Source organism: Oceanobacillus damuensis (assembly GCF_001618145.1).
Classification (GTDB): domain Bacteria; phylum Bacillota; class Bacilli; order Bacillales; family Amphibacillaceae; genus Oceanobacillus; species Oceanobacillus damuensis.
The window spans coordinates 91,477-107,386 of record NZ_LQNF01000014.1; the positions used below are offsets into that span (position 1 = coordinate 91,477).

Annotated in this window: 14 protein-coding genes and 1 riboswitch; of the genes, 11 read left to right on the forward strand and 3 right to left on the reverse strand. The window is 38.6% G+C overall.

Annotated features, from left to right (window positions below):
* The first annotated feature begins 102 nt into the window (after nucleotides 1–102).
* The 8 genes from A4245_RS10755 to A4245_RS10790 all read left to right on the forward strand — a co-directional run bounded on the left by A4245_RS10755 (nucleotide 103) and on the right by A4245_RS10790 (nucleotide 9,679).
* Nucleotides 103–963 (forward strand): manganese catalase, encoded by an 861-nt coding sequence (locus A4245_RS10755; RefSeq protein ID WP_067727735.1) that lies wholly within the window; start codon nucleotides 103–105, stop codon nucleotides 961–963.
* Nucleotides 964–1,195: 232 nt separating this feature from the next.
* Entirely contained in the window at nucleotides 1,196–2,380 is a 1,185-nt protein-coding gene (locus A4245_RS10760) for a cation:proton antiporter (protein WP_067727736.1), read from the forward strand.
* A 144-nt stretch (nucleotides 2,381–2,524) separates the two neighbouring features.
* Nucleotides 2,525–4,684, forward strand: coding sequence for a type IA DNA topoisomerase (locus A4245_RS10765; protein WP_067727737.1), 2,160 nt, complete (start codon nucleotides 2,525–2,527; stop codon nucleotides 4,682–4,684).
* Nucleotides 4,685–4,851: 167 nt separating this feature from the next.
* A complete protein-coding gene (locus A4245_RS10770) occupies nucleotides 4,852–5,283 on the forward strand; it encodes a hypothetical protein (RefSeq protein WP_067727738.1) in 432 nt (143 codons plus the stop codon).
* A 231-nt stretch (nucleotides 5,284–5,514) separates the two neighbouring features.
* On the forward strand, nucleotides 5,515–6,231 hold the full coding sequence (locus A4245_RS10775; RefSeq protein ID WP_067727739.1) for a hypothetical protein: 717 nt from the start codon (nucleotides 5,515–5,517) through the stop codon (nucleotides 6,229–6,231).
* 42 nt (nucleotides 6,232–6,273) lie between these two features.
* The gene (locus A4245_RS10780; RefSeq protein ID WP_067727740.1) at nucleotides 6,274–6,978 is read left to right on the forward strand and encodes an SDR family oxidoreductase; all 705 of its coding nucleotides are present in this window, start codon (nucleotides 6,274–6,276) and stop codon (nucleotides 6,976–6,978) included.
* 255 nt (nucleotides 6,979–7,233) lie between these two features.
* A complete protein-coding gene (locus A4245_RS10785; RefSeq protein WP_067727741.1) occupies nucleotides 7,234–8,442 on the forward strand; it encodes an NAD(P)/FAD-dependent oxidoreductase in 1,209 nt (402 codons plus the stop codon).
* A gap of 370 nt (nucleotides 8,443–8,812) precedes the next feature.
* Nucleotides 8,813–9,679, forward strand: coding sequence for a VanW family protein (locus A4245_RS10790; RefSeq protein ID WP_067727742.1), 867 nt, complete (start codon nucleotides 8,813–8,815; stop codon nucleotides 9,677–9,679).
* Here A4245_RS10790 and A4245_RS10795 read toward each other — a convergent pair.
* Nucleotides 9,660–10,022 (reverse strand): thiol-disulfide oxidoreductase DCC family protein, encoded by a 363-nt coding sequence (locus tag A4245_RS10795; RefSeq protein WP_067727743.1) that lies wholly within the window; start codon nucleotides 10,020–10,022, stop codon nucleotides 9,660–9,662. The two genes, A4245_RS10790 and A4245_RS10795, sit on opposite strands and share 20 nt — an antisense overlap.
* Before the next feature lie 88 nt (nucleotides 10,023–10,110).
* On the reverse strand, nucleotides 10,111–10,647 hold the full coding sequence (locus A4245_RS10800) for a YceI family protein (protein WP_067727744.1): 537 nt from the start codon (nucleotides 10,645–10,647) through the stop codon (nucleotides 10,111–10,113).
* Between the two features lie 317 nt (nucleotides 10,648–10,964).
* On the opposite strand from A4245_RS10800, the gene A4245_RS10805 reads away from it, so the two are divergent.
* Nucleotides 10,965–12,746 carry a M3 family oligoendopeptidase gene (locus A4245_RS10805; RefSeq protein ID WP_067727745.1) on the forward strand — a complete coding sequence of 594 codons (1,782 nt, stop codon included), beginning with the start codon at nucleotides 10,965–10,967 and terminating at the stop codon, nucleotides 12,744–12,746.
* Nucleotides 12,747–12,802: 56 nt separating this feature from the next.
* A riboswitch (TPP riboswitch) is annotated at nucleotides 12,803–12,903 on the forward strand.
* Nucleotides 12,904–13,054: 151 nt separating this feature from the next.
* On the forward strand, nucleotides 13,055–13,624 hold the full coding sequence (thiT, locus tag A4245_RS10810; protein WP_067727746.1) for an energy-coupled thiamine transporter ThiT: 570 nt from the start codon (nucleotides 13,055–13,057) through the stop codon (nucleotides 13,622–13,624).
* Nucleotides 13,625–13,799: 175 nt separating this feature from the next.
* Here thiT and A4245_RS10815 read toward each other — a convergent pair whose 3' ends face one another.
* Nucleotides 13,800–14,150: a YflT domain-containing protein gene (locus A4245_RS10815; RefSeq protein WP_067727747.1), complete on the reverse strand. Its 351-nt coding sequence runs from the start codon at nucleotides 14,148–14,150 to the stop codon at nucleotides 13,800–13,802.
* Nucleotides 14,151–14,282: 132 nt separating this feature from the next.
* Between A4245_RS10815 and A4245_RS10820 the strand changes: the two genes are divergently transcribed.
* A complete protein-coding gene (locus A4245_RS10820; RefSeq protein ID WP_067727748.1) occupies nucleotides 14,283–15,701 on the forward strand; it encodes a hypothetical protein in 1,419 nt (472 codons plus the stop codon).
* Nucleotides 15,702–15,910 lie beyond the last annotated feature (209 nt).

The window sequence follows — 15,910 nt, forward strand, 5'->3', positions numbered from 1 at the left end:
TTAGTAAATGGAAAGTAGGCACCATCTGCTGTTAATTGAATATCTAATAAATAGAATGGATTATTTGCCTATTTTGTTACTAAATTTAAGGAAGTGATTTTATTGTTTTATCACGTTAAAGAATTACAATATCACGCAAAACCGGAGCGTCCCGACCCGGTATTTGCAAGAAAACTTCAAGAGGTGCTCGGTGGGCAATGGGGTGAAATTTCAGTTGCTATGCAATACTTGTTCCAAGGATGGAATACACGCGGTGACGGGAAGTATAAGGATTTATTGATGGATACTGGAGCAGAGGAACTGGCACATGTGGAGATGCTTGCGACAATGATCGCGCGTCTTCTCGATGGGGCTCCTGATCTTGAATTAAAAGATGCTGCAAAAGATCCGATGGTAGCTGCAATATTGGGGGGATCGAATCCGCAGCATACAATTGTTTCAGGATTAGGAGCGATGCCTGCGGACAGTAATGGAAATCGCTGGACTGCAAATTACATCATTGCAAGCGGAAACCTGCTTGCAGATTTTCGAATGAATTTAACAGCTGAATCCCAGGGGCGTCTTCAAGTAGCCCGCCTGTATGAAATGACGAATGACAGAGGAGTAAAAGATATGCTTTCCTGGCTGCTTGCAAGGGATACAATGCATCAAAATCAATGGTATGCTGCAATTAGAGAATTAGAGGAAAAAGAAAACATTGTAGTTCCAAGTACTTTCCCACGCGAATTGGAAAAGCAGGAAGTAGCATATACTTTATTCAATTTATCACAAGGGAATGAAAGTACAACAGGTAGATGGGCACATGGTCCAAGTATGGATGGGTGTGGGACGTTTAATTATGTGGAAGACCCTGTACCTTTTGCACCTGCCCCAAAACTTGCCCCAGCACCACCGTATTTCTTCAATACACCACTCTGGGCATTGAGAAAATCAGATGATTTACCGGATCCGGATATGAAATAAAATACTGACCAAAAAAGACCATTAGCTTTTTCTTAGCTAATGGTCTTTTTTTTGCAGATAGGAAGTATAAAAATTTCCTATCTGCATAAGTGCAACTAAGAAAGAAGAAACATTCTTGATTATGTACAACGGGTTCACTTGCAAATTTTCTGATGAATCTACCAAATTTGTCGCCAGTTTTATAGTAAAGCAAGATGGGTAATATACAGTAAACTAAAAGGGAGAGAAACGAATGAGTGCACACCAAGTATTAATTCTATTGATTATCGGTTACATCGTTTTTTCCATTGATAAGAAGCAAAAGTTTTTCCCTGTGCCGGTGGTATTAGTGCTTTTGGGATTAGTACTTGCTATTATTCCTTATTTTGATGATATAACGCTTACCAAAGAGTTGATATTTAATGTTTTCCTGCCTGCCCTGTTGTTTGTTTCAGCATATAGCTTTCCTTTGGACAATTTAAGAAAAAATAAATGGATTATCGGTACATTGGGTACCATTGGATTGCTTCTTACTGTACTCATTCTTGGTGCAGCTATCTATCTGGTCGGTAATCTGTTTATCCAATTACCTTTTGTAGCATCACTGTTAATCGCTTCGATTCTTGCACCTACTGATCCCGTATCCGTTGTTTCCATCTTGAAACAATCATTAAGTGACGAGAAAATAGCGGATATTGTTGAAGGAGAATCGATGATTAATGATGGGACAAGTATCGTTGTATTCACTTTATTGCTTGAGATGTTCACGCAAGATAAGAGTTTTTCATTTGGGTACTTTATTGGTGAATTTTTATACGTTTCCATCGGGGGAATTCTATTAGGCATTATATTTGGCTGGACTTTGAGTAAAGCAGTACACTATTCCAAGCATCGTCAATACCAAGTAATGCTGAGTATTATTGTTGCTTATGGCAGCTTCTACCTGGGGGAAGCTATAGGTGTTTCCGGAGTGCTTTCAACAGTAACCGCGGGCCTAATGTTGTCTTTTGAGTTTGGGAGAAATATTAAAGAGGATTATTTCAGAGAATCGCTGGATGGATTCTGGAATGTTGTTGAACCATCTGTTCTATCGCTCATTTTTCTGCTAATTGGAATTCAGGCGGCAGATTACCTATTATTTTCCGAATGGATGTTAGCAATTGCTATCTTTATGTTGTCATTAATTGTACGGTTTATTGTATTAAATGGGCTCACGTTAACAGTTCCGGGCTGGAGACATACTATTTCAACGAAAGATACCGGACTTGTCACATGGTCCGGCATTAAAGGGACGATGTCTGTCGCGCTGTTGATGGGATTTGAAGCTGCAGCTGATAATGCCGATATGCTTATTTCATTAACCTTTGCCGCAGTGTTATTATCCTTAGTCATACAAAGCCTTGGTGTCTATCCAATTGCCAAGAAAATCAAGCAATAGGATAGCGTCTATTGTTATATATATGATATAAAACGAACAGACGTTTGCGGATAAGGGGGTTATATAGTATACTATTAGGAGGTTAATCCTCTTCCAAATATAATTTCCCCCCCTCAATAATTCAATAGAATAGGTGATTTCCAAATGAAACTGATTCTCGCTGAAAAACCATCCGTAGCGAAAAATATCGCAGACGCATTAAAGATTAAAACAAAAAAAGATGGCTATTTTGAAGGTAATGACCATATAATCACTTGGGCATTCGGACATCTTGTAGAACTGTATGATGCGAAGGACTATGACAGCAAAATGAAAAGCTGGAAAATGGATAACTTTCCTTTTATCCCATCTGAATTTAAATATAAAGTGAAGAGCAGTCCACGCAATAGAGCCCAATCAGACGCAGGAGCAGCCAAACAGTTAAAAACGATTCAAACGCTCATGAAACGAAATGATGTGGAGGCGATTATTTCGGCATGTGACTATGACAGAGAAGGCCAGTTAATCGGAGACAGCATTATTTATCGTGGTGGTTCAAAGCCACAGGCAGAGGTATACCGTCTTTTGCTGAATGAATGGACTCAGAGTGAGGTTTTAAATGGCCTTGAAAGGATGAAACCGAATACTGCAATGAAGCCTTTGAGGGATGCCGGCATCAGCAGACAATGGGCTGACTGGGTAATCGGCATTAATCTGACTTCAGTAGCTACGTTAAAATATCAAAAAGGAAAAGGAAAAGCATTGAACATTGGCAGGGTCCTTTTGCCAACACTAAAAATAATTTATGACCGGGATCAGGAAATTGAGAATTTTAAGCCGGAGGATTATTTCAAGCTGAAGGCGATATTTCAGACAGAGAACAATAAGGAATATGAAGGGATATATATCGAAGGAAAAGAGGAAAAGTTCAAGAAAAGGGAAATTCTTGATCAGATTCAAGATAGGATTCAAAACAGGCAGGCAGAAATTATTGATAAACAGGTAGAGAAAAAGAAAGAGTTTCCTCCATTCTTATTCAACCTATCTAATCTGCAAGGATATATTACGAATAAATTCAGAGGGTGGACATCCGACAAAGTATTAAAAGTGGCACAATCTCTTTACGAAAAAAAGTATATTACATATCCAAGAACATCCAGCATGGCATTGGAGGAAAGTCTTGTTGGAAAGACTGCAAATGTATTGAAAACACATACCGAGGACCTTCCATATAAAGATGAAATAAAGTTTATAAAATCAAAAAGAGTTTTCAACAACGCAAAAGTGGAAAGTCATAGTGCAATTATCCCAACGTACGTTAAACCAAAACGGCTTTCAGCTGATGAAACGATCGTTTACACAGCAATTAAGAATCGTTTTATCATGCAATTTATGCCAATTGCCGAATATGAGGAAACCAAACTGACAACGAAAGTTGATGATGACGATTTAGATGGAGTTTTTATCTCGAAAGGAAAGGTCCAGCTTACAGAAGGTTGGAAAAAGGTTGAAAAAATCCAGTCCAAGGATACTTTACTGCCTTTGGTTGAAGTAAAGAACCGAGTCAGTTTGATAGATGCCGAGGTCACTTCAAATGTGACAAAGCCCCCAAAACATCATACAGAGAGAACCTTGCTTCGAGTTATGGAAACATGCGGGAAAAGCTACAAGGAAGATGACAGTGAAAAGCTAATGGGAAGTATACTAACAGGCTTTAGTATTGGAACGCCTGCAACGAGAGCAGAGACAATCAAGAAACTAAAGGATGTTGGCTACATTAAAACTGAATCAAAAAACTTGTTATGCACGGATTTTGGAAAGCGCCTCGTTGAAACGTTTCCAGTACAGGATTTATTTGATTTGGAATTTACCGGACGACTGGAAAAAGCATTATCAGATATTCAAAAAGGAAAAGCCAGCAAACTAGAGTTTCTAAAACTAGTCTTCCATTTTACAAATCAGTCTGTCGAAACGATTAAAAATGGGGATGCCATCATTATTAACGAAGTGAGTTCAACACGGGTAACAAATGAAGTACTGGGGACTTGTCCAGCATGTGGCGGCAAGGTGACCGACGGATATAAGGGCTTTGGCTGCAGTAATTGGAAAAAAGGCTGTAAATTTATAATATGGAAAAACGATAAATTCCTTGCAACTATGAGGAAAAAACCAACCAAAACATTGGTGAAGGATCTTTTAAAGAATAAAAAAGCGTATGTGAAGGGTTTGACAAGCAAAAATGGAAAGAAATTTAATGCCTATTTAAGCTATGAAAAAAATTCGGAAAGTGACTATTACAGCTGGAAAATGGATTTCTCCAAATAAAAATGGCCGTATATGTGTAATGAAAGCGCATCCGGGAAAATAGTTCAGTTATTGCTGGGAAATTGGTGTATACTTAATAGTAGAGGTAGCATAATTCATTAAACGGATATCCAGAAGAATTATATTTGCGATGCTAATTTTCCTCGAAGCAGAAGGATGATAAACATATGAAAAAAGTAATCGTAAGTACGAAGGAAAATCTGTCATATGGTACATTAATATGGATTTATGCAAGTAATAAGAAAGTATACCACAGCAGTAAGTGTATCGATAGTGATGCATCTTTTAGTGAATACGACTCTAACTACATGGGAAAAGTCCACGAGCTTTATCGGAATCATGACAAGCAACCTGCACTTTTCAACCGTATGCTTGCAAAATCAAATAGAATATTCGGTGTTTGTTTAAATAACAGACGTTCAGATAACGGGTTAAAAGATGTAAAGGTTCTATTCTTCCCGAACTGGGAACAGGTTCAGGAGTTTGCTGAGAACGATTTTCCGGTTCTTGCGGAAACGGAATTAAACAGAAGGAAAGAAGCTAAACAAAAGTGGATGGAAAGAGGTAAAGTTTTTTCAAACAAGAAAAAAACGATATAACCTCTCTACTTCCCAACATGAAGATAAGAACTGTTCGGCTAGGCTAAAACCTGCCCGGGCAGTTCTTTTCTTTTGACTGTTATCTAAAAAATGGGAGTGCAGCGCCTTCTATTATTAAACGGTCAGACAATTAATGAAAAAGAATTGAAAAATATACCAACAAAGGCTTACAATAGGATAAACAGCTGAAATCGATAATAACAGACAAAATATTTATAGAGGAGCGACGAAATGAAAAATAAAAAACTCATCGCCATTAATTTGTTGACACTCGTTGCTTTCCTTCTTGTTGTAAGTGCAGGTATTCACCAAGCCGAAGCCACAAAGGAGGAATACGGAAAAATCGACAAGAAAGAAGTTGAAAAACAGGATTTGTCTATAACTGACGTTGAAATGAATACGACCGAAGTCAGTCCCGCGAAAGAAAATTTGCAAATACATACGCCATTATCCTTTGTCAAAAGAGGGAACGCAGGTAGTCTGGCAATTCAAAACATGGATTTTCCAGCAGAAGACACAGGAGAGATAGAAATAGCAGAAGAAGAAACAACAGAAGCAGTGGTTACAGAAACTGAAACTGACACAAAAGGAAGTTCTGCAGTGAGTACCGAAACTAGCACATGGGAGCCAAGCGGTAATTCCACTGAAAATAGCGTAAGCAATAAAAAAACGATAATATCTACGGAGCCGAAAGAAGATAAAAAAAAGAAAGAAACAACTAAAAAAGAGGCTGCTGATAAATCGATAGAAGAAGAGCAGCAAGAGGAAGAGGAGACAGAAGAGAACAAAACAGATGGAAATTCTGAGAAAGACCAAGAAGATGAATCTCAAGAACCGGAAGAAAAACAAGATGAAGCAACTGAGGCAGAAGTGGAAGAAGAGGAAGAAGAGGAAGACCTCGAACATTCACCTGATTCAACAGATGAGGAACAACCCGCTGCTGGATAAACAATAAAGTGAATAATATAGGCGAATAAAGGAGGATGCGCTATGGCAAAATTCAAAGGGAAAACTGCTATTATTACCGGGGCAAGCAGTGGAATTGGATCTTCCATTGCCCAGCATTTAGCGGAAGAGGGTGCAAATGTTGTTCTTGCAGCCCGCAGAGAAGAGAAATTGGTTGAAGTAGTTAACACGATTAACAAGTGGGGAAAGGGAAAAGCATATAGTATCAAAACGGATGTTTCGAACAAGGAAGATGTAGCCTCCATGGTAAAGAAAGCAATCGATACGTTTGGAGAAATTGATATTTACGTCAACAATGCAGGAGTGGTTGGCAATGGGGCGGTAAGAAACGAGAAAGTAGAAGAATGGGACCAGATGATAGATGTCAATATTAAAGGCGTCTTGTATGGGGTTCATGCTGTTTTACCTCGCATGATTGAGAACGCAGCAGGACATATTGTCAATATTGCATCTGTCTCAGGCCTTGAAGTTACAAAATCCAGCACGGTTTACAGTGCTACAAAATATGCTGTTCGTGCCATTTCAATGGGGCTTGAAAAAGAACTGGCAAGAACAGGAGTAAGAGTTACAAATATTTCTCCTGGAATGGTTGAAACGGAACGGAACTCTGATAAAATGCCAACAGATCGGAAACCATTACAGACGGAAGATATAGCAAAAGCTGTTATTTACGCAGTCACCCAGCCAAATTATGTAAATGTAAATGAAGTTACTGTCAGACCTGTATAGAGAAAATTTTCGGGCAGTTATTAAGATCATAAGTTAAAATACATTTAAAAACGGTTAATTAGATAGATTTTTTGTAAAAATGATATGATTATTAGCCTATTCACAAAAAGTTTGATATTATTATTGATGAACACACTAAATAATTAATGGTTTGAGCGATTTTATATTTATTTGCAGTATTTTTATCTGATGAAAGCGCTTATAACTCCTTACAATTATCAATAATGAAAAGAAATGAAGGGTGGAGAACGATTAATGAGTAAACCAAAGATAGTAGTTCTTGGTGCTGGTTATGCTGGTCTTGTTACAACAAGACGTTTATCGCAAAAGCTGTCACCGGAAGAAGCAGAAATCGTATTAATCAACAAACACAACTACCACTATGAAAGCACATGGTTACATGAAGTCGCTGCAGGAACAATCAATCCGAACCAGGCGCGTTTTATGCTTACGGATGCTGTTAATCCTAAAAAAGTTCGCCTGATTTATGATAGTGTCCTTGAAGTGAAGAGAGACGAACAGCGTGTAGTTCTTGAAAACAGTGAAGTAACCTATGATTATCTTGTCATTGCATTAGGATGGGTATCAAACACTTTCGGAATTCCGGGTATGGAGGAGCATGCTTTTGCAATCACTGATATTGATTCAAGTCGCCTGATTGCTGAACATATTGAATATCAATTTGCGAAGTATGCTACAGAAGAAAATCCTAATGATGAAGACCTTGCTATTCTTGTCGGTGGAGGTGGTTTCACTGGAATTGAATTTGTGGGGGAACTTGCTGAAAAAATTCCTCAGCTCTGCAAGAAATACGATATTGATCGTAGCAAAGCACGTATCATCAATGTTGAGGCAGCACCTTCAATTTTACCAATGTTTGATGAAGATCTTGTTACATATGCGAAGAAATCGCTTGAAGATCGTGGCGTTGAATTCATGATTGGTACACCAATTAAAGAAGCAACTTCAGAAGGCTTTATCGTTGGTGATGATAAAGAATTGGTTAAAGCTGGTACCGTTGTTTGGACAGGCGGAGTTACCGGAAACCCGGTACTTGCAAAATCCGGCTTCGAATTGGTAAAAGGTAAAGTAAATGTAGATGCCGATCTGCGTGTGCCTGGCGAAGAAAATATCTTTGTTCTTGGGGACTGTTCATGGGTAATGGATAAAGAATCCGGAAGACCATATCCTCCAACAGGACAATTGGCAACCCAGGAGGGTGCAGTAGCCGCAGATAACATTATTGCAATGCTCCGCAACCAGCCAGTAAAGGACTTTGTATTCAATAATAAAGGTACTGTTGCATCCCTCGGTATTACAGATGGTATCGGAAATATTCTTGACGGCAACAAAATTAGAGGTAAAGCAGCAGCTGCAATGAAAAAAGTAGTTGATGACCGCTCTCTATTTATGGTTGGCGGACCAAAAATTGTACTTAAAAAAGGTAAATTCCGTCCTTTCTAATATTATTAAAAGTAAATATTATGATTAAAAAAAGCTCCAGAACAGGGAGGTAAATAGTTATGAAAAATTTCTTGTGCGGATTATTACTTGTACTGGCATCTATCGTCGGATATCGACTTGCAAGTGACTATTTAGAAGACAATCGAAACTTTAGATAAGATCAAAAGCGAAATTGCTGCCAAAATCTATACATTCTATAATGAATCAAAAAAACCATCCAATTGGATGGTTTTTTTGAATTATTACAGGAATCATTCTCCAATTTTTCTAAGTGTTTTCCGTTTATTATAATATCAATTTCGGAAAAAACTCGAGTAGCGGAATGAATGAATGGAATTGATTCATACTATCGTTAGGAGGTGCCATGCTGATGATGTTCCTATCCCTTTTACTGATGATCATATTTCCGGTTACTGCGGAAAGTGACAATATAGATATTTATAATAACGAAATTACATTAAAAAAAGTGGAAATTCAACAGTACGGTTTAACGTTAATTGATATGGCTTTCATCAATGAGTATAAATTGGAAAATTTAATGGATAACCTGGAAGCTGTTATCTATAAAGAGGCTCAGGATGCGCGTTTTGGGGAAGATGGCACATTAATCCCTGAAAAACCTGGTGTAACTTTAGATAGACAAGCGTTTCAGCACTTATTCAGAAATCTGTATTATAGTGACAACGAAGGAAGGCTGAGAGTTCCTGAAGCGCCAGTATATCCTAAGGTGGATCGTGGCTTATTAAAGGAAATCAGTACGAAAGAACTTGGGGGATATGTAACCTTTTATAGACAAAGCAATAAAGAAAGGTCCCATAATATTGCTCTTGCGGCAGAAGCTATCAATAATACCGTGATTTTTCCGGGTGAAACATTTTCCTTTAATGAAGTGGTTGGCGAAAGGACAGCTGACCGAGGCTACAGGCAGGCACCTGTCATTGTTAAGGGTGAATTGGCGGAAGATATTGGAGGAGGCATTTGTCAGGTTTCATCCACTCTATACAATGCAGTTGATCTTAAAGGAGTGCAAATCATTGAAAGATACGCACACAGCAGACGGGTGCCATATGTTCCTCCTGGAAGAGATGCAACAGTAAGCTGGTGGGGACCTGACTTTGTATTTAAAAACCTGTATAATGAGCCAATTCTAATTCGAGCTAAATCTCAGAACGGGCAAATGGTTGTTACAGTCCATTCCTCGGAAACAGCAGAATATTTTAGTGGGAATGGGGATTAATTTGGCATGATTCTCCATCTTCACATTGGTTTACAGGAACAAGCTTCCTGTTTTTAGCTACCCATATATATAGTAAGTCACCAAGACCAATAAACTTAAAAAAATACATGAATGGTACAAGTGCCCAAAACAGCGGAAGCATTTTAGTTATTTGAATAATTGCAGAATAACCGTTATACCATTTATTATTATGGAACACATGCAGACTTTTTTCCATTTCAGGTGGATAATCTTTCATATTCCGAAATGAATCAAAGGTAAGGTTATTTCTCCAATCAAACTTTTTCCAGATGGTTGAAGAATTCGTACAGATCTTACAGTAACTATCATAATAAACAATCATCCCAAACACTCCTCCATATATATTATATGTTAACAGGAAAAAAGCTGTATTTCATAAGGAAATACAGCTTTGGAATTTTAAATTACAATTAGGCTTGTTTATGAAGTTCAAGCTCAAAGTTAATGTTAACATCTTCCCCAACAAGTACGCCACCAGTTTCAACTGCTGCGTTCCAGGTAAGGCCGAAATCTTTACGGTTGATGGAAGTTTTTCCGCTGAATCCAGCTACAGTATCTCCACCCATTGGATCTTTACTTTGACCTTCGAATGTAACGTCAAGGGTAACCGGTTTCGTAGTGTCTTTGATTGTCAAATCACCAGTCACTTCATATTCGTTTGCTGATTTTTTTGTGATATCTGTAGCTATGAAAGTCAATGTAGGATAATTTTCAGAATCAAAGAAATCTCCCGAACGCAAATGATTGTCACGATCCTCATTACGTGTATTGACGCTTGCGGTATTGATAGTTACCTCAACTTTAGAATCTGTTAAATCTTCTACATCTGCTTCGATTACTGCATCAAATTTATCAAAAGTCCCTTTCGCTTTTGAAATCATCATATGCTTTACAGAAAATCCAACTTCACTGTGTACTGGGTCTACTGTCCAAAGTGTTTTTGTCATTATAAATCCCTCCAATTATTATGGTGTAACCCGTTAGTTACTTTATGTCACCTAGTATATAATGTAACACGAAACAAGTCAAGAGCATTTAATTAAAAATAGTTGAATTAAAAATAATAAAATTAACGTTTATGTAACATTTCCCTTATCGCTTTGTTTTTAAACCTCGATAAGTTTTCAAATATAGGAAATGGAAGGGGATAAACAAAAAGCGCTTTAAATCGTATACAGAGTGTAAATAATAATGAAATTTTTTTAATATTTCGTTATACTGTGAAGATAGGGTAAAATTTAAAAAATATTTAAGGGGCGATTTGATGCAGGCAACATACAATCCAACATGGGATTTAGAGGCAATATTTCCCGGGGGCAGTGAGTCAGAGGAATTTCATACATATGTTATTTCTATAAGAGATGAAATGGACAAACTATCCCAATTAGTGGAAAAATTTGATTCAGATGCAAAAGTAAACGATTACATGTTATCAACGATTGTTAAACTGATGGAAAGAACAATGAAGAAGCTGCGGGAGGCATTTGCTTTTGTTAGTTGCCTAAGCGCCCAAAATGTTAAAGATGAAAAAGCAGACCTACTAGTTGGTAAGCGAAGCGCATTATCAGCTGAAATGGGTGCGATTCGTACAAGATTGAATCAAAAGTTAGCTACTATTGATGATGCGAAGTGGGATGAGCTTTTAAAACAGCCTGATTTCCAAGAAGTTGCTTTTGTTTTGAACGAAAATAGAGAAGAAGCAAAGCAGCTGCTGTCGGTTGAACTGGAAGTATTGATCAATGACTTGGCAGTAGACGGATATCATGCATGGGACCAAATGTACAGTACAATCGTTGGGAAAATGAATGTGGAAATTGAAGAGGATGGAGACGTGAACGCTTATTCTGTCGGCCAGGCCTCAAATAAAATGACCAGTCCAGACAGGGCGCTTCGAAAACAAGTCTTTGAACAATTAGGTGAGGCATGGAAAGAGCAATCCGATCTTTTCGGCCAGACGCTCAACCACCTGGCCGGTTTCCGATTGCAAAAATACAAACATCGTAAATGGGATAATGTATTAAAAGAGCCTCTGGAAATAAACCGCATGAAGCAAGGGACATTGAATGCTATGTGGACAGCCATAACGAATAATAAAAAGCACTTTGTCTCCTATCTGCAGAAAAAAGCAGATTTATTGGGCTTGGAGAAACTAAGCATCTATGATGTTGGGGCACCATTAACAGATACGATGAAGAAATCGAGCTACTCTGAAGGAGCAGAGTTTATTGTAAACCACTTCCGTGAATTTAGTCCGAAAATGGCCGATTTTGCCGAGATGGCTTTTAATAAGAGGTGGATTGAGGCTGAAGATCGTTCGGGAAAACGTCCAGGAGGATTTTGTACAAGTTTTCCTGACAGTGAACAAACTCGTATATTTATGACATATTCCGGCACCTCCTCCAATATTTCCACGCTGGCACATGAACTGGGACATGCGTATCACCAGCATGTTATGAATGATGTTAATGGATTAAATCAGCAATATGCCATGAATGTAGCGGAAACTGCCTCCACTTTTGCGGAAATGATCGTTGCCGATGCTTCTGTAGCAGCTGCACGGAATAAAAAAGAAAAATTAGCGTTGCTCGAAGATAAAATACAACGAAGTGTTGCATTCTTTATGAATATCCATGCACGTTTTCTCTTTGAAACACGTTTTTATGAAGAACGAAAAAACGGTATGGTCTCTGTTGAACGTTTAAATGAATTGATGATTGAAGCTCAAAAAGAAGCTTACTGTGATAGCCTTGAAGAATATGACCCGAATTTCTGGTCCTCCAAACTGCACTTCCATATAACAGGAGTCCCTTTTTATAATTTTCCATACACGTTTGGATACCTGTTCAGCCTTGGAATATATGCTTATGCCAAGGAAAAGGGAGGAAGCTTTGAGGATGATTATATTGCATTGCTTCGTGATACAGGACGTATGGATGTAGAAGACCTGGCCATGAAACATCTGAATGTTGACATAACTCAGCCAGAATTCTGGGAAAATGCAATTTCTCTCTGTGTACAGGACGCTAAAGAGTTTATCAGTCTGTAAGCGTTGTTTTAACTGCAGTAATAAGGTACAATACAGGTAACAAAAAAGTAAATAGAAAAGCCTACAGGGGGAGCCGTTATGGCTGAGAGTGGAATTGGTCCAGACCCTTTGAACCTGTTAGTTAATTCTAGCGTAGGGATGGTAGTCTTTTTGATGGATAAAAGTAATGTGAGCGAAGCAGGCTGCAACTGTGCAGTCCCATCAAGAAGCTTCCCCTTGGCATTGCTTTTTTGTGTTGTGACAATTGCTGGGAGTAATTTAATTGGCTTCCTGGAACTGTTAAAGCTTAAATAGGGGAGGTAAAAGAATTGAAATCAAAACGGATTTTATTTTTAGTAGAAGTATCTATCTTTACTGCACTTGCATTACTGCTTGATATATTACCATTATCATTTAAAATTTGGGCACAAGGCGGCTCGATATCATTTGCGATGATTCCAGTATTCATTGTGGCATTTCGCTGGGGATTAAAAGGTGGGCTGCTATCCGGATTTTTATGGGGACTCTTGCAGGTGGCAACTGGTACAGCATATATTTTAACCCCTTTGCAAGGGTTTATTGATTATGCATTGGCCTTTACAGTCATTGGATTTGCAGGTGTTTTTGCAAACAGAATTCAGCAGGCAGTGAAGTCTGGTGAAACGAAGAAATATCTTACCTATATTACACTTGGTGTTTTCTTAGGTTCTGCATTAAGGTTTGTCGCACATTATATTGCAGGGATCGTATTCTTTGGGTCGGCGATAGAAGGGCAGCCTGCTTGGATCTATTCACTGATTTATAACGGATCTTATATGCTTCCATCCTTTATCTTGTGTACTGTAATCGTATTCTTCCTATTCCATAAACAACCTAGAACTTTACTGAACGCAGCGTGAAATCATATCCCTATTCGCTCACAGACAGGATAGTCTATTAAATTAGAGACTATCCTTTTTTTATATAGGCCTTTGGGCGAATGCCTTAGTTGCACATATGCAAGTAAGAATTTATTCTATCTTACTTCTGGAAATAAAAAGTGGAGCTATAATCAATACTAAGCTCCACTGTCCTTTACATTAAATAATTATTTACTTGGTCATCATTGGTGACCATTAAAAGGATTTTACCGTCATCTAATTCTTCTTCGTAATTTTCCGCTTCTGCTTCGGAAAATCCCATTTCTTGAAGTTTGGTGCGTAGTTCATCACCTTGACTGTTGAACATATTTCCAACAGCACTTGAAAAATCCATTTCCTTCATGCCAATTGTATTTGCGTCTGCCCCATCGGCTAAGCGACCGGTTCTTTCATCATCATGGGTAAGGATATATATATCATCCTTATTAACCCCTTTAGCCTGTAGTTTGTTTACGTCTGTTTTTAATTGTTCCTCATTAACATATTCTCTGATAAAAGGTTTCATATCCGTTCCCTCCTTGTATAGTATATTTGTTTTATTCCCGCTGTCGGCCGAAATAAACATCAGGCTATATCGTAGCGTTTCTCCTCTCAAATGCATAGGCTATAGCACTATCCGAAGAGAGGAAGAAGAATCATGGAAGAAATAACAATTTCCCATCTGTTATATGGATTATTTACATTGATGATCATTGTAACGATGATATTCCGTAAAGGTGTGGTGTTACCGACGCTGCTTGGTACATTTGTGATTGCATTGGTGTATAAAGGGAATATTATTGATGGTTTTACCGCAATATTTAAAGCGAATTTAGTTGCTGCACAAGAGCTGTTCAGTATTTTTCTAATCATTACCTTTATGCTTGCGCTATTGCATTCTCTACGTGATTTAGGTGCAGATGTGAGAATGATTCATCCTATCCAGAAAATGATGGTGAATGGGCATGTATCCTTTTTTGTATTAGTTGGGATAACCTATGTTATTTCATTATTTTTCTGGCCTACCCCCGCTGTACCATTAATTTGTGCGTTGCTTGTCCCAGCAGCTGTAAAAGCAGGATTACCCGCAATGACTGCAGCGGTCGCTATAGCTCTGGCAGGTCAGGGGATGGCATTGTCCTCAGACTATATCGTGCAGGTTGCACCGAGTCTGTCTGCAGCATCGGCAGGAATCAGTACGGTTTCTGTTGCAGATAAAGCGCTTGTTTTGTCGCTTATAGCTGGAGGAGTTGCGATTCTCTTAGCCTATTTAGTTTACCGGAAGTCCATTCGCTCTAAGAATGACCCACTAAATAATGTGGAGCTGCAAACCTTGCAGACCACTGAAACCTCAACAATTAAAGTGAGGACCGAAAATCTGAATACATGGAGTAAAGTGTTTGCAATTTTGGTACCCTTATCACTGCTTAGTGTTGTCCTATTTATGATGTACAGTAAGCTCTATGCTGGTGGAGGGGCACTCGTGGGGGGAGATGGGGCGGCCTTCGTCGGTGGTGTAGCCGTAATATTACTATTACTATCAACGGTGGCCTTTGGAAAGCAGCACGCCTTAGATTATGTAAGTAATCATATTACAGATGGGTTTGTATTCGCTTTTAAAGCGATGGGACCTGTTATTCCCATTGCTGGGTACTTCTTTTTGGGAAGTTCCGATTTTTCCGGAGCCATATTAGGTGTGGAGGAAGGACCTTCTTTATTGTTTGATCTTGTGGCGTCCACACAAGAGTTCCTGCCGCAAAGTGCCCTGCTTGCAGCATTGAGTGTGCTGATTATCGGTATTATTACCGGGCTTGACGGTTCTGGGTTCTCCGGTTTGCCGCTTACGGGAGCACTTGCAGCTTCATTGGAGACAACATCCATTGATGCAGCAACACTTGCAGCAATTGGTCAAATGGGAGCTATCTGGACTGGTGGAGGCACACTCGTTGCATGGTCATCCTTGATTGCCATTGCAGGCTTTTGTGGGGTATCGGTAATGGATTTGGTGAGAAAAAATTTCCTGCCAGTAATTGCTGGATTAACAATAGCAACAATTATTGCTGTATTTCTGCTCTAGGAAGTCGATAAAAATGTTGTCTTCATCAAACAATAAATAACATAAATGATTGTAAAGAGGCTGGGACAAAAGTAGGTTTAGTTATCGTAACGTCCGAACTATGATACAGAATTCTTTAGTCAGAATTCAAATTAGTTCGGTTTTTTTTCAAAGATAAGAAAGCATTCCTGTAACAAAGCAAAATGAGGATTGAATAAAAAAAGTCCCCT

Excerpts from the sequence above, each read along its gene's own strand:
- A4245_RS10765 (WP_067727737.1), top strand. The coding sequence starts at position 2,525 with ATGAAACTGATTCTCGCTGAAAAACCATCCGTAGCGAAAAATATCGCA.
- A4245_RS10790 (WP_067727742.1), top strand. The coding sequence starts at position 8,813 with ATGATGTTCCTATCCCTTTTACTGATGATCATATTTCCGGTTACTGCG.
- A4245_RS10770 (WP_067727738.1), top strand. The coding sequence starts at position 4,852 with ATGAAAAAAGTAATCGTAAGTACGAAGGAAAATCTGTCATATGGTACA.
- A4245_RS10780 (WP_067727740.1), top strand. The coding sequence starts at position 6,274 with ATGGCAAAATTCAAAGGGAAAACTGCTATTATTACCGGGGCAAGCAGT.
- A4245_RS10805 (WP_067727745.1), top strand. The coding sequence starts at position 10,965 with ATGCAGGCAACATACAATCCAACATGGGATTTAGAGGCAATATTTCCC.
- A4245_RS10815 (WP_067727747.1), bottom strand. The coding sequence starts at position 14,150 with ATGAAACCTTTTATCAGAGAATATGTTAATGAGGAACAATTAAAAACA.
- A4245_RS10820 (WP_067727748.1), top strand. The coding sequence starts at position 14,283 with ATGGAAGAAATAACAATTTCCCATCTGTTATATGGATTATTTACATTG.
- A4245_RS10760 (WP_067727736.1), top strand. The coding sequence starts at position 1,196 with ATGAGTGCACACCAAGTATTAATTCTATTGATTATCGGTTACATCGTT.
- A4245_RS10775 (WP_067727739.1), top strand. The coding sequence starts at position 5,515 with ATGAAAAATAAAAAACTCATCGCCATTAATTTGTTGACACTCGTTGCT.
- A4245_RS10795 (WP_067727743.1), bottom strand. The coding sequence starts at position 10,022 with ATGATTGTTTATTATGATAGTTACTGTAAGATCTGTACGAATTCTTCA.
- A4245_RS10800 (WP_067727744.1), bottom strand. The coding sequence starts at position 10,647 with ATGACAAAAACACTTTGGACAGTAGACCCAGTACACAGTGAAGTTGGA.
- A4245_RS10785 (WP_067727741.1), top strand. The coding sequence starts at position 7,234 with ATGAGTAAACCAAAGATAGTAGTTCTTGGTGCTGGTTATGCTGGTCTT.